Genomic DNA, 13,323 nt, shown 5'->3' on the forward strand with positions numbered 1-13,323 from the left:
AACACCTAAAGTTGCAGACGGTTCCATCACCGCCGCGAAACTGGCTCCTGGTGTGATTCCCACCTCTTTGCCTGTGAGCGGAACAGCGGGTGGCGACCTCACTGGTACTTATCCCAATCCGACTGTTGCCGCCAATGCGGTAACTACTGCTAAAGTTGCTGATGCGGCCATCACAACACCTAAAGTTGCAGACGGTTCCATCACCGCCGCGAAACTGGCTCCTGGTGTGATTCCCACATCTTTGCCTGTGAGCGGAACAGCGGGTGGCGACCTCACCGGTACTTATCCCAATCCGACTGTTGCCGCCAATGCGGTAACCACAGCTAAAGTGGCGGATGCAGCTATTACATCAACCAAACTGGCAGATGCTTCTGTTGGTTCCACCAAAGTGGCTGACAATGCAATCCTTGCTAATAAAATTGCTGCGAATGCAATAACAACCGCTAAGGTTGCTGATGCCGCCATCACCACTTCCAAAGTGGCGGATGCATCTATTACTGCAGCAAAACTGGCACCGGGTGTGATCCCTGCGTCCCTGCCTCCGGGCGGTGCTGCCGGCGGAGACCTGTCCGGAACTTATCCGAACCCGGTTGTCAGCAAAATAAACGGCGTTTCCTTAGCTGTTACCGCACCAACAAGCGGACAGGTATTGAAATATAATGGAACCAACTGGGCGCCCGCTGCAGATAATGCAGGAGGTGGCGGCTTGACTTTCCCATTCACTGCGAGTGCTGCCAGCTCATCTGATATGTTTGGTCTGACCAACACGGATTTCGGATCTGCCATTGCTGGGGTGAACAGCTCTGCCGGGGTAAATGCTATTGGTATTGCAGGTCGTCTGACTGCAGTTACGCCAGGTTTAAATGCGGCGGCATTACACGGCACGGTAAATTCAACTTCCGGAAACGCTTATGCTGTTTTTGGTTCCCATGCAGGAAACTATGGTACAGCAATTCTGGGTACCGCACCCGATGGTACAGGTGTGGCAGGCAGGTCAGGTACCTTTTATGGGGTTTCGGGTACGAGCACCGATGGTGCGGGTATATATGGAACCAGCACCAATGGTATGGCAGCTTTCTTTGATATAACAAATGGTACCAATACAAATGATGCCGTTTATGTGTCCAATGAACAATACAACGGATTGGTTGCATCATCGGTGAAAGGTCATGGCGTATATGGTGCTACCGCTGCGGATGATAAAACCGGTGTGTACGGTGTTAACTGGGGTATTGGTGAAGCAATTACCGGTGTCGGTTTCGGATCTTCAGCCGCTGCCGTGAACGGTACGAACTGGGGTACATATGCAGGTGTCAGAGGTATGTCACAGGATGGTATAGGAGTATTGGCAGAAGCCAATACAGATGACGGTTTCGGCTATGTTGGACAGAACGGTACGGCCCTGATTGCCCGCCTGGGTGTGGCCGGAAACGGTGACCTGGCAAAATTCCAGATCGGCAATACCAATGTGGCGAGAATCGATAAAGCCGGACGTGGCTATTTTAATGGCGGAACCCAGATTAACGGAGCCGATGTGGCAGAGTTTTTTAATGTGGAGGGTTCAGTAAATACGTATGAAGCGGGCGACGTCCTGGAGATTTCAACAGACTCGGATCGTAAAGTGGTAAAGTCTTCAGGGCCTTATTCAACACTTGTGGCAGGCGTTTACGCAACCAGGCCTGGAGTGTTGTTAACCGAGGAGGAAGCTGTTAATAATACACTTGATTATGGTGTTCCCATGGGTGTGATTGGTGTGATTCCCACAAAAGTATGCCTGGAAGGCGGTGCTATTAAAAGAGGAGACATGCTGGTAACTTCATCCATTTCCGGCGTGGCCATGAAAGCGGATCCTGATAAGGTGAAGGTTGGCCAGGTGCTTGGAAAAGCCCTGCAGGATTTCAATGGAAATGGTGTAGGTAAAATCAATGTACTTGTTAGCGTAAAATAATCAACCTGTAAAATTTGATATCATGAAAAATATTGGAAAATCACTGATGGTTATAATGCTGGTGCTGGCAGCTTCGCAGCAAATGCAGGCCCAATCCGGCAGGCCGGTCGCGAAATCAAACCTGCCCAGTAACCGCAATCCAAAACAGGATAAGTTTATTATGGATCAGAAGATTCAGCAACTGAGGGCTCAGGCCAGGCAAAACGAAGAACGGATGCAGCAGGCAGAGCGACAGAGGGCCCAAACACCCAATGCCCAACCGGCCAGCGGTCCCAAACAATAATAAAAAAAGGTGTCTGAAATTTTCAGACACCTTTTTTCTTTAGAGGCCCATTTTCTTTTTCAGGTTTTCATCGATGGCGTCAAGGAATTCCTGGGTATTGAGGTAATGTTCGCCTAGTTTCACTTTGTTTCCATGCACACATACTGCGAGGTCTTTGGTCATTTTTCCACTCTCCACAGTTTCTATACATACAGCTTCCAGTGCATTGGAGAAATCGATCAATGCCTGGTTGCCATCCAGCTTTCCGCGGAAAGCAAGACCCCTGGTCCACGCAAAGATGGATGCGATCGGGTTGGTTGAGGTAGGCTTGCCAGCCTGGTGGTCACGGTAGTGGCGGGTAACAGTTCCGTGTGCTGCTTCTGATTCCATGGTTTTACCATCGGGTGTGATCAGTACAGAGGTCATTAAACCAAGGGAACCAAATCCCTGTGCCACGGTATCACTCTGCACGTCACCATCATAATTCTTGCAGGCCCAAACAAAATTGCCATTCCATTTCAACGCACTGGCAACCATGTCATCGATCAGGCGGTGCTCGTACACAATACCTGCCGCTTCAAATGCTGCCTTGAACTCGTTTTCATAGATGTCCTGGAATATATCCTTGAACCGGCCATCGTATTTCTTAAGAATGGTATTCTTTGTGGACAGGTAAAGGGGCCATTTTTTACTGAGCGCCATATTAAAGCAACTGCGGGCAAAACCCATGATGCTTTCGTCGGTATTGTACATGCTCATGGCCACACCATCGCCCTTGAAATTGTACACCTCAAAAGTCTGGGGTTCACCACCATCTTCCGGGGTGAAGGTCATAGTGAGTTTTCCTTTGCCTTTAATAACGGTGTCGGTTGCACGATACTGATCGCCAAATGCATGACGGCCAACTATGATCGGGGCCGTCCAGTTTGTTACCAGGCGGGGGATATTATTGATAACAATTGGCTCGCGGAAAACGGTTCCATCAAGAATATTGCGGATAGTACCATTCGGACTTTTCCACATTTGCTTCAGGTTGAATTCCTTTACGCGGGCTTCATCGGGAGTGATGGTAGCACACTTGATGCCAACGCCGTATTGTTTGATAGCATTGGCTGCGTCGATGGTTACCTGGTCATTGGTGGCATCGCGGTGTTCTATGCCAAGGTCATAATATTTGATGTCCAGTTCCAGGTAGGGAAGGATAAGTTTGTCCTTAATGAATTGCCAGATGATTCGTGTCATCTCATCGCCATCCAGTTCTACCACCGGATTGGCTACTTTGATTTTTGTACTCATAGTTGCCTGATTTATTGATGCAAGTCTGCAAACCTAAGGTAAATGAGTAAAATAACAAATGATAAAAATGTCAAATACAGCTTTGTAGTAGATTTGCATTAATTATGTCAACGATGACACCAAATCTCTATTCATATGTTTCAAGGTTTGTCTCACTTACCAGGGAGGAGGAAAAGTTGTTCATGCAACATTTACAGGTAATGACATGTTCCCCAAAGCAGGTATTGACAAAGGTTGGAGATATGGAACAACATGTCTATTTTATTCAAAAGGGATTGGTGAGGAAGTTTTTCTACCGTGACCAGGAGGAGGTGACCGTACAAATCAGCATGGAGGGAGACCTGGTTTCTTCCAGCGTGTCCTTTCTGTCGGGGGTTCCTTCGGAATTTGTGATTGAAACCCTGGAGCCCTGCACACTGGCCTTTTTTACCAAATCATCACTTGAAACCATGTATGATTTCAGTGCCAATTTCGAAAAAATGGGAAGGCTGATATCACTGGAATGGATGCTGTATAAGGAACGCTGGGATATTATAAGGATGGTGAGAAGTCCCAAGGAAAGGTTTATTCAACTGCTGGCTGAAAAGCCAGGCCTCCTGCACCGGGTGCCGCAAAAATACATCGCCTCAATGCTGAACATAAAACCAGAAACATTAAGCCGTTATAAAAAACTGATGGCAGAGGCTTCCGAAAATACCTGATAAAGATGCCCCAGGAGTTTAAAAAATATGAATCATCCCTTCAGGCATTATACCTGTATATAAACGGATATACAGGTATGAGTCCTGAGCAGTTTCTAAAACTGTCGGGGTATTTTACTGTCCGGCATTTTGACAGGAGGACCGCAGTGGTGAAATCCGGGGAGGTGGATCACTTCTTTAACTATATTATAAAAGGAGTGGCCCGTAAATACATTCTGGCAGGAAAGAAGGAAATAACCCTGCAGTTGTCAACCGAAAATCATTTTATACATTCCGAACTTTCCTTTCATACAGGCAAGCCATCCGAATGTATCGTTGAAGCCATTGAGCCCTGCGTATTTCTTTCCCTTCACAAAGACGATCTGGAAAAACTGTATGTTGAAATGCCTGAGCTGAATAAACTCGCCAGGATAATAATCGGAGAAATGTACATCCGTAAGGAATTGCGCGATCTTTCGCACGTGCGGCTTAATGCAAGGGAGAGGTTTTTGCAATACATGCACAGCAATCCCGACATGTTGCAACGGGTTCCCCAGAAATACATCGCTTCCTTCCTGAACATCAAGCCGGAAACTTTCAGCAGGCTGAAACATTTGTTACGTACACGGAAATGAAATACCCTTTTGCCGGCTTTACACATTAACCACCAGAACAGGTATGCGAAGTTCATGGCGAACCTTGTTGATGGTGTCGCCATAGAGTATGTCTTCCATTCCGCTATGGCCATGGGCCCCCATAACCAGGAGTTCAGCGTTTTCTTCTTTTGTTAACCTGACTATTTCAGCACTTCTTTCCTGGTGACCAAGTCTGGCTACAGCCTTATACCCAAGCGCTTCAAGCTGCTGTACATAGGCCTGCAGCTGCATTTCGTCCTGCCTGGTTTCCATGTCTTCACTCGCACTTCCGTAAAGGCGGGCGGTAACACTTTCCACCACATGGATCAGTATGATGGTGCAGCCTTTTTGAATTTGTGAAAGCGCATAGGTGATTAGTTTGCTGTCGTGCTGGCTGAATTCAAGGGAAACTGCCACTCGTTGGCAGGGGTTGATCTTTTCAAGGTCAAGTGAACGCATATTTTCATGGATGGCTACCGGTACAGACTGTTTTTTCTTTCCCCAGAATGGGAAAAAAGTGACAATTCCAAGCAGGAGGACAAGGATCAATAAACCTGCTATGATGAGACCATCTATCACATAACTGCCGCTTTGACCAATATACCTGGCGGCTTCCCCGATCACCATCCGGAGGTTGAGATAAACGAGGATGGCGGCTATCAGGCTGGCCAGGACTTTTGTAACCGGACCAATGGTGAAATTGCCCATCTTTTCCCGGTCGCTTACAAAATGTATCAGCGGAATGATGGCAAATCCCAGTTGCAGGCTTAGTACCACCTGGCTTAGTACCAGCATGGCGTCTACTTCATCCTCCCCAAAATAATAGATGACAAACAAGGCGGGAACGATGGCAAGCAGGCGGGTCAGGATTCTTCGCAACCATGGGTTGATTCTCAGCCTGAGATAGCCTTCCATCACAATCTGTCCGGCCAGGGTTCCGGTAATGGTGGAGCTTTGTCCGGCTGCAATCAGGGCAATCGCAAACAGGGCAGGGGCCAGTTTACTTCCCAGCAGGTTTTCCAGCAGGTGATGGGCGTCTTCAATTTTTGCCACACCTGTCATCCCGGTCTTATAGAAGGCTGTGGCAGCCAGAACCAGGATAGCAGCATTGACAAAAAATGCAAGGTTCAGGGCAATTGCACTATCGAATATATTCATTCTGATTGCCTTTCTTTTGGCGTCATCATCATCCCTGATCTTACGGGTTTGTACAAGCGCAGAATGGAGGTAAAGGTTATGTGGCATTACTGTGGCACCGATGATCCCGATGGCTATATATAATGCGGTATCATTAGGGAGGGATGGTATGAGTCCGGTTGCCACTTCAGGCAGGTAGGGTTTTACCATCAGTATTTCCACCAGGAAGGAGATGCTGATGATGGAAATGAGCCCGATGATGAATAGCTCCATTTTCCGTATGCCGAGTTTCTGGAGATACAGCAGCAGGAAGGTATCAAGTACCGTAATGGCAACCCCTCCGGCAATTGGTATACCAGTAAGGAGGTGCAGACCGATGGCCATTCCCAGTACCTCGGCAAGGTCTGTAGCGGCAATGGCAATTTCAGCCAGTATATACAGCAAAAAATTAATTACAGGCGGGTAGGCTTCCCTGTTAGCCTGCGCAAGATCGCGCCCCCTAACAATTCCAAGCCTTGCCGAAAGGCTTTGAAGCAGGAGGGCCATCAGGTTGCTCATCAGCAGTACCCACAGCAATGAATAACCGAACTGGCTGCCACCCTGCAGGTCAGTGGCCCAGTTTCCGGGGTCCATATATCCCACACTTACCAGGTATGCCGGCCCCAGGAATGACAAAACCTTTTTCCAGAAGCCTTTCTGACCGGTAGTGTCTACCGTGCCATGGACTTCGCTGAGGGAGAGGTCATCTTTTTGCTGCTGCAACATAGGCTACAAATAAATTGGCTGCTAATTGTTCACTGATGGTCAAATCCGGCATCATCGGGATCCTGATTTCCAACGACCGGTCAAAATCAAAACGTTTGATCACTTCCAGCCTGGTGCCAATCCCGATTTTGTTGTGCTTCAACAAATCAAGCATGCTGGTGGACTGATTGCTGACGCTGATAATATCTGCCGGTATATTCAGCGGCAGGTCCAGCAGGCAGGTCTGCTGTATTTCCGGCATCCTGCCCAGACTATCGGGAATCGGGTCGCCGTGTGGGTCGGTTTTTGGGTTCCCCAGGAACTGATCAAGGCGGTCAATCAGTTTCTTACTGCTGATATGTTCCAGTTCTTCGGCTATTTCATGTACCTCCTCCCATCCGAAACCAAGCTTCTCTACCAGGAAAAGTTCCCAGAGACGGTGTTTGCGGATAATCAGCAGGGCCAGCTTTTTACCCTCCCCCGTCAGTTTAACCCCCTTGTATGGCTGGTATTGAAGCAATTTCTGCGTCTTTAGCTTTTTCAGCATGTCGGTCACAGATGCCGGTTTGGTGGAAAGCGCCCTGGCCAGGGAATTTGTACTCACCACTTCTTCTTCCTGCTGGAGGTGGAAAATTGCCTTGATATAATTTTCCTTACTGCTTGAATATTTCAATTCGACTAAATATTAGTTTAGACAAATCTAAAAAAAATTGAACAAACAAAAAATGTCCGGAATTTGAAAAGGATTATTTTAGCTCCTCACGGAAATGATCTCCTATGTACCTGAACTATCGGGCCATTCTGGTTTTATTGTTGTTTTCATTGTTTGGCTGCAAAGAAAAAAAGAAGCAGATGCTCGATACCGAAAAGGTGGAAGTGTCTGATTTTATTGAGTTCTTTCCTGATCTGAAACTGCCCTACCAACTGGCCGATACCGGTCTGTTGCGTAAATCGCCGGATTCATTGCGTATCGGCAACAGAATATTTTCCCAGTTTGTACCTGATAGTGTATTGAGGCCTGTTTTTGGAAAAACTGGAAAACCCAGGCTGTTTCCCCTTGGTAAATCGGTTGTAAAAGACGGGGAGACCTATTTGTTTATAAAAGCGGAACAGGGCGCGCGAAGGGCCGGGTATATATTGGTGTTTAATGAAGAGAAATTTGTAACCTCCATGCCTGCTGTACAGGTAAACGGCACCCCGAAACCGAATGATCATTCAGTGGCCAATTTTGACAGTAAATATACCATCACCACCCTGAGGCAAAAAACTGCCGGAGATGGACAGGTTACCTACAGTAAAAAAGTTTATGTGTATAATACCGCAGGTGTATTTACGTTGATACTGACGGAGTCCAACGACCAGGAAACGGCAACGAAAAAGATTATCAACCCGATCGATACCCTTTCCTCCACACATAAACTTGCAGGAGATTACCTTCAGGGTGCCAGAAATATCGTTTCTTTCAGAAACGGCAAAAGCAGCGGCTCCCTGTATTTCTTCATACATTTTGAAAAGGATGGCGGAGATTGCAGGGGTGAACTGAAAGGAGAGGCCAGGTTAACCGGTGCCAATTCGGCCAGGTTTACCGAGGGGAATGGACCCTGTGTGATAGACTTCACTTTTTCCGGAAATACTGTCCGAATGAAGGAGGTGGAAGGTTGCGGCTCTTACCGCGACATTAAATGTTTTTTCGAAGGATCCTATACCCGGAAGAAAAAGACGACATCCTCCGGAAGGAAAAAGAAGTGATGAGGCGTGTTGTTAAATAATATTCTAAATTGCGTAAAATCTACACATTAGAAATAGAAATCGTTCCATATGAGTTTTAGAAATTATAAAGTTCCGTACCAGGGTGAAGACAGTTATTCTAAAAAGGTAGCATATTTCTCAATGGAATTTGCGGTTCATCAGCCGTTAAAAATATATAGCGGTGGCCTGGGTTTTTTATCCGGTTCACACCTGCGGAGTGCATATGAACTTCGTCAGAATCTTGTAGGCATCGGCATCTTGTGGAAATATGGTTATTATGACCAGGCGCGCAACCAGGACCAGACCCTGCAGGTGACCTGGATGGAAAAGCAATACAGTTTCCTGGAGGATACGGGTATCAAGTTCCAGATTTCCATACACGATCACCCGGTTTGGGTGAAAGTATTGTACCTGAACCCGGAAACATTCAAGTCCGCACCATTATTTCTGCTGAGCACCGACCTGCCGGAGAACGATTATGTTTCCCAGACCATCACGCATCGCTTATATGATGCGAATGTGGCTACCAAAGTAGCACAGTTCATTCTGCTGGGTGTAGGTGGTGCAAAATTGATGGATGAAATCGGTTTTATGCCCGATGTATACCATCTCAATGAAGCACATGGAATCAGTGCAAGTTTTTACCTCTACCGCAAGTTTGGTAATAACCTCAATGAAGTGAAAAAAAGGCTTGTTTTCACCACCCACACACCGGAGGAAGCAGGTAATGAAAAACATGATATCTATCTCTGCCATAAGATGAGTTATTTCTGCGGACTTAGCGTGGATGAGGTCAGGACATTGACCGGCATTCACGATGACCAGTTTAACCATTCGCTGGTGGCCCTGCGTTTCGCCAGGATAGCCAATGGTGTTTCCCAGTTGCATGGCCATGTTTCACGCGCCATGTGGGAGAAATACAGTGGAATATGTCCAATTCTTTCCATTACCAACGCCCAGAACTGGCATTATTGGGCCGATAAGCAATTGTACCGGTTTATGGAAGAAGGCAATGATTATTTGTGGGATGACCGTAAACGTTATCTCAAGAAAAGAGCTTTTGAAATTGTGGCCGACCAGACAGGAAAGGTATTTGACCCGAATGTTTTTACCATCGTCTGGGCCCGTCGTTTTGCCGGCTATAAAAGAGCAGACCTGATTACCCGTGATATCGCAAGGTTCACGGCACTGATGGAAAGTAAAAATTTTCCGGTACAGATCATCTGGGCTGGGAAGCCATACCCGATGGACTATCCTGCCATCAACGATTTCAACCACCTGGTACACCTGAGCCGGAATTACCGGAACATGGCCGTGCTGGTAGGTTATGAGTTGGCCCTTTCCAAGAGAATGAAACAGGCAGGCGACCTCTGGCTGAACAATCCGAGGGTACCCCGTGAAGCATCCGGAACAAGTGGCATGACTGCCGCAATGAATGGTGCAGCTAATTTCAGTACTGATGACGGATGGATACCTGAGTTTGTAAACCATGGTAATAATGGCTTTGTGATTGCTAAAGGTGATTATGCCAATATGAACACACAGGAGCAGGATGAGTATGACCTGAAAATGCTTTACAGGATCCTGGAAGACCAGATTTTGCCATTGTATTACAGCAATCGTGATACCTGGCGCCAGGTGGTGAAAAATGGTATGCGCGATGTTCGTTACCAGTTTGAAAGTAACCGGATGGCACATGAATATTATGACCTGCTGTATAATGCAGAATAGCTTTTGACAGATGCAAAGCAAAGCCTGGGAATTGCTGCAGCCTTTCGTCCTGCTGTTTCTGGTGGCCTCAATCGGGGTCATCGGATATATGCTGGTGGAGGATTTCAGGTTTGTGGAGGCATTGTACATGACGGTAATTACCATTACAACGGCTGGTTTTACCGAAGTAAGGCCCCTGACAGATCAAGGCAGACTTTTCACCATCAGCATGCTGATCCTGAGCTGGGTTTCCCTGGCATGGGCCATTACACGGATCATTCAGTATATCATCAATGGAGAAATCAATAAGTATTTCAAAAATCGTAAAACCATGAAGGCCATTGAAAAACTGAAGGATCATGTAATCATCTGCGGGTTCGGCAGGAACGGGCAACAGGCTGCCCAGACCCTGGGGTTCCATAACAAGCAGTTTGTGGTGATAGAAAAAAAAGAGGAACTGATTGAGCAATTCATCAGGGAGCACCCCAACCTGTTATACCTGGCCGGCGATGCCACCAACGACGACCTTTTGAAACAAGCCGGAATAGAAAGGGCACATGCGCTTATATCAAGCCTTCCCGCAGATGCTGATAATGTGTACATCGTCTTGTCCGCAAGGTCACTGAACAGCCATATCAGGATCATCAGCAGGGCTTCAGATAGCACCGCTGCCCCCAAACTTAAAAAAGCCGGTGCCAACCATGTCATTATGCCGGACAAAATTGGTGGTACCCATATGGCAACCCTGGTCTCCAAACCTGATGTGATAGAATTTATTGACTATATCAGCGGGGAAGAAGGGGAAGCCATTCATATTGAGTCGGTAGATTATTTGCAACTGCCGGAGATCATTCGCGATAAAAGCCTGAGAGAAGTGATGCATTGGAATAAAACCGGCGTCACCTGTATTGGTATAAAAAAAGCAGATGGTAAATTTATGATAAATCCACCCGCAGACACCCTGATTACTATCGGCGCAAAAGTATTTGTACTGGGCACAAGGCAGCAGATTGAACAGATGAAGGGAAATATCACCGGTTAAAATCGATTTCTGGCATAATAATGGATATTTTCCTGCGTTAAGGAAATATAAAAAATCCGTGCTATGAAATCAATTATTCTGATCGCTTCGGTTCTTTCCACGCTCGCTTTCCAGTTAAATGACCCGGTAAAGGGCGTAAAACAGGAAAAATCAGCCAATACTGTAAATAATCTTCCACCCCAGGCGAATGCCGGTGAAGACCTTAAATATTCGGCGAAGGAATTCGTTCAACTGGATGGAACTTCTTCCCGTGAACTGGATGGAATCATTTCCAGGTACCAGTGGAATCAGGTTAGCGGACCCGCTGTAACCATAGTGAATCCCCAGGCCGCCATTACTGCCATCAATGGAGTTACAAAGGGAGAATATGTTTTCCGCCTGAGTGTAACAGATGACAAGGGTAGTATGGCTACTGACGAAATCAAGATGACCATAAAAGATTAGCAAAAAAATGAGTAGTGAGTTTATAGATTATACTCACTACTCATTTTTGACTTACTTAACTATTTCAATCAGCTCTACATCAAATATCAGGGTAGATCCCGGGGCGATTTTAGCACCCGCCTGGTTGTCACCATATGCCAGGTCTGAAGGGATGAACAATTTCCACTTGCTTCCTGCAGGCATCAATTGCAATGCTTCAACCCATCCACGGATCACACCATTAACAGGAAAATCAATCGGCTGTCCCCGGTCAACCGAACTGTCAAATACGGTTCCGTCTATCAGTGTTCCATGGTAATGGCACTTAACCTTATCGGTAAGCGCAGGCTTGGGGCCTGTTCCTTCAGTTACCACGAGGTATTGTAAACCGCTCGGAAGTGTTACCACACCAGGTTTGGTCTTGTTTGCAGCCAGGAATTCTTCGCCGGCCTTTTTTGCAGCAGCAGCTTTTTCTTTTTTAAGTTGCTGGAGATAATTTGAAATACTCATATTCATTTGTTCTTCGGTGAGCAATGTTTTTTGACCTTTCATGGCATCGTTCAACGCCCTGGTAACCAGGCTTGGATTAACATTCGTAATTCCCTGTTCTTTATAAAAAGAAGCCAGGCTCATACCAATGGCATAACTGACAGAGTCAGTTGCATTTTTCATAAGAGGTGCGGGTGGTGTCGGTTTGGATATTGGTTTTGCAACAGGTTTGGCGGTGGTTTTTTTTGCCTGTGCCATTGAAATGACAGCGGCTAAAACCAGGCCGGATGTGAAAAGGGTTTTTCGCATAGATTATTTTTGTGGGATCGAAATTAATACAATTTAAGAGGGTTGTTTATTTTTTAACAGAATAAGTTCCCTGCTTTTCAGGGATACTATTAATTTGCCCTTATCGTTTACATCTAAATACTCCCTATGCGAAAACTTTTCCTTTCTGCGGCTGCATTATTTATCATTACTGTTGGTTTTGCCCAATCAAAAGACAGCAGTGGCGATGGACTACTCAAAAAAGCCGGCGGACTGCTCGGTAAAGTCAAAGACAAAACCGGCGGAAGTTCCCTGAGTACGGATGAGATCATCTCCGGACTTAAGGAGGCTCTTGTGGTAGGTACCAATAACAGTACCGGTAAACTGTCTGCCGCTGATGGATTTTTCAGGGATGCTGCAGTTAAAGTACTGTTGCCTCCGGAAGCCGTTAAAGTGGAACAGAAGCTAAGGCAGCTTGGTATGGGCAAACTGGTGGATGATGCCATCTTAAGCATCAACAGGGCTGCAGAAGATGCCTCCAAGTCAGCTGCCCCCATTTTTGTTGATGCGGTTAAAAAGATGACCGTGCAGGATGCAATGGGAATTTTAAAGGGGGCTGATACCGCAGCCACCGGATATCTCCGGTCATCAACTTCTCCCCAATTGATCGCTGCTTTCAAACCCGTTATTGAGTCATCCCTGCAAAAGACCGGCGCCACCAAATACTGGAAAGATGTTTTCGATGCTTATAACAAATTCACCCTGCGGCCGGTGAATCCCGACCTTTCTTCCTTTGTTACCGGCAAGGCGATCGATGGCATTTTCTATTATGTGGCAGATGAAGAAAAAAAGATCCGTACCAATCCCGCTGCCAGGGTTAATGATATCCTGAAAAAGGTTTTTGGCGGATCATAGGAAGCCCGTTTTGTTGAACGGTTTGA

General features: G+C 46.6%; 13 protein-coding genes. 9 read left to right on the forward strand and 4 right to left on the reverse strand.

The genetic code is table 11. The annotated features are described in order from the left end of the window. Window positions 1-1,948, forward strand: a 1,948-nt coding sequence (locus BC349_RS18995; RefSeq protein WP_187258378.1) for a beta strand repeat-containing protein, incomplete at its 5' end; no start/stop codon positions are given. A gap of 22 nt (window positions 1,949-1,970) precedes the next feature. After that, window positions 1,971-2,231 carry a hypothetical protein gene (locus BC349_RS19000; RefSeq protein WP_187258379.1) on the forward strand — a complete coding sequence of 87 codons (261 nt, stop codon included), beginning with the start codon at window positions 1,971-1,973 and terminating at the stop codon, window positions 2,229-2,231. A gap of 39 nt (window positions 2,232-2,270) precedes the next feature. Here BC349_RS19000 and BC349_RS19005 read toward each other — a convergent pair whose 3' ends face one another. Continuing rightward, on the reverse strand, window positions 2,271-3,506 hold the full coding sequence (locus BC349_RS19005; RefSeq protein ID WP_187258380.1) for an isocitrate dehydrogenase (NADP(+)): 1,236 nt from the start codon (window positions 3,504-3,506) through the stop codon (window positions 2,271-2,273). Between the two features lie 200 nt (window positions 3,507-3,706). On the opposite strand from BC349_RS19005, the gene BC349_RS19010 reads away from it, so the two are divergent. After that, a complete protein-coding gene (locus BC349_RS19010) occupies window positions 3,707-4,207 on the forward strand; it encodes a Crp/Fnr family transcriptional regulator (protein WP_187258381.1) in 501 nt (166 codons plus the stop codon). Between the two features lie 5 nt (window positions 4,208-4,212). Next, window positions 4,213-4,821, forward strand: a complete 609-nt coding sequence (locus BC349_RS19015) for a Crp/Fnr family transcriptional regulator (RefSeq protein ID WP_187258382.1) — start codon at window positions 4,213-4,215, stop codon at window positions 4,819-4,821. 18 nt (window positions 4,822-4,839) lie between these two features. Here the strand turns inward: BC349_RS19015 and BC349_RS19020 are convergent, their stop codons facing one another. Together BC349_RS19020 and BC349_RS19025 are read right to left on the reverse strand one after the other, a co-directional pair. Then, the gene (locus tag BC349_RS19020; protein ID WP_187258383.1) at window positions 4,840-6,723 is read right to left on the reverse strand and encodes an Nramp family divalent metal transporter; all 1,884 of its coding nucleotides are present in this window, start codon (window positions 6,721-6,723) and stop codon (window positions 4,840-4,842) included. Further along, complete coding sequence (locus BC349_RS19025) at window positions 6,701-7,375, reverse strand: metal-dependent transcriptional regulator (protein ID WP_187258384.1); 675 nt, start codon at window positions 7,373-7,375, stop codon at window positions 6,701-6,703. Before BC349_RS19025 ends, BC349_RS19020 begins: the two co-directional genes overlap by 23 nt. A 104-nt stretch (window positions 7,376-7,479) precedes the next feature. Here BC349_RS19025 and BC349_RS19030 point away from each other — a divergent pair, with 104 nt between their 5' ends. From BC349_RS19030 to BC349_RS19045, 4 genes are all read left to right on the forward strand, one after another. Further along, window positions 7,480-8,451, forward strand: a complete 972-nt coding sequence (locus BC349_RS19030) for a hypothetical protein (protein ID WP_187258385.1) — start codon at window positions 7,480-7,482, stop codon at window positions 8,449-8,451. Between the two features lie 69 nt (window positions 8,452-8,520). After that, the gene (gene glgP, locus BC349_RS19035; protein ID WP_187258386.1) at window positions 8,521-10,182 is read left to right on the forward strand and encodes an alpha-glucan family phosphorylase; all 1,662 of its coding nucleotides are present in this window, start codon (window positions 8,521-8,523) and stop codon (window positions 10,180-10,182) included. A 10-nt stretch (window positions 10,183-10,192) separates the two neighbouring features. After that, window positions 10,193-11,203: a potassium channel family protein gene (locus BC349_RS19040; RefSeq protein WP_187258387.1), complete on the forward strand. Its 1,011-nt coding sequence runs from the start codon at window positions 10,193-10,195 to the stop codon at window positions 11,201-11,203. Window positions 11,204-11,266: 63 nt separating this feature from the next. Further along, window positions 11,267-11,647 carry a PKD domain-containing protein gene (locus tag BC349_RS19045; protein WP_187258388.1) on the forward strand — a complete coding sequence of 127 codons (381 nt, stop codon included), beginning with the start codon at window positions 11,267-11,269 and terminating at the stop codon, window positions 11,645-11,647. A 51-nt stretch (window positions 11,648-11,698) separates the two neighbouring features. On the opposite strand, the gene bamJ is transcribed toward BC349_RS19045, so the two are convergent. Beyond that, window positions 11,699-12,424 carry a BamJ family beta-barrel-assembly machinery protein gene (bamJ, locus tag BC349_RS19050; protein ID WP_187258389.1) on the reverse strand — a complete coding sequence of 242 codons (726 nt, stop codon included), beginning with the start codon at window positions 12,422-12,424 and terminating at the stop codon, window positions 11,699-11,701. A gap of 126 nt (window positions 12,425-12,550) precedes the next feature. Between bamJ and BC349_RS19055 the strand changes: the two genes are divergently transcribed. Continuing rightward, window positions 12,551-13,297, forward strand: coding sequence for a DUF4197 domain-containing protein (locus BC349_RS19055; protein WP_187258390.1), 747 nt, complete (start codon window positions 12,551-12,553; stop codon window positions 13,295-13,297). Window positions 13,298-13,323: the final 26 nt, after the last annotated feature.

This window comes from Flavihumibacter stibioxidans (assembly GCF_014332695.1).
GTDB lineage: Bacteria > Bacteroidota > Bacteroidia > Chitinophagales > Chitinophagaceae > Flavihumibacter > Flavihumibacter stibioxidans.

Coding starts and splice junctions, on each gene's coding strand:
- BC349_RS19000 (WP_187258379.1), top strand. CDS start 1,971: ATGAAAAATATTGGAAAATCACTGATGGTTATAATGCTGGTGCTGGCA.
- BC349_RS19005 (WP_187258380.1), bottom strand. CDS start 3,506: ATGAGTACAAAAATCAAAGTAGCCAATCCGGTGGTAGAACTGGATGGC.
- BC349_RS19010 (WP_187258381.1), top strand. CDS start 3,707: ATGACATGTTCCCCAAAGCAGGTATTGACAAAGGTTGGAGATATGGAA.
- BC349_RS19015 (WP_187258382.1), top strand. CDS start 4,213: ATGCCCCAGGAGTTTAAAAAATATGAATCATCCCTTCAGGCATTATAC.
- BC349_RS19020 (WP_187258383.1), bottom strand. CDS start 6,723: ATGTTGCAGCAGCAAAAAGATGACCTCTCCCTCAGCGAAGTCCATGGC.
- BC349_RS19030 (WP_187258385.1), top strand. CDS start 7,480: ATGTACCTGAACTATCGGGCCATTCTGGTTTTATTGTTGTTTTCATTG.
- glgP (WP_187258386.1), top strand. CDS start 8,521: ATGAGTTTTAGAAATTATAAAGTTCCGTACCAGGGTGAAGACAGTTAT.
- BC349_RS19040 (WP_187258387.1), top strand. CDS start 10,193: ATGCAAAGCAAAGCCTGGGAATTGCTGCAGCCTTTCGTCCTGCTGTTT.
- BC349_RS19045 (WP_187258388.1), top strand. CDS start 11,267: ATGAAATCAATTATTCTGATCGCTTCGGTTCTTTCCACGCTCGCTTTC.
- bamJ (WP_187258389.1), bottom strand. CDS start 12,424: ATGCGAAAAACCCTTTTCACATCCGGCCTGGTTTTAGCCGCTGTCATT.
- BC349_RS19055 (WP_187258390.1), top strand. CDS start 12,551: ATGCGAAAACTTTTCCTTTCTGCGGCTGCATTATTTATCATTACTGTT.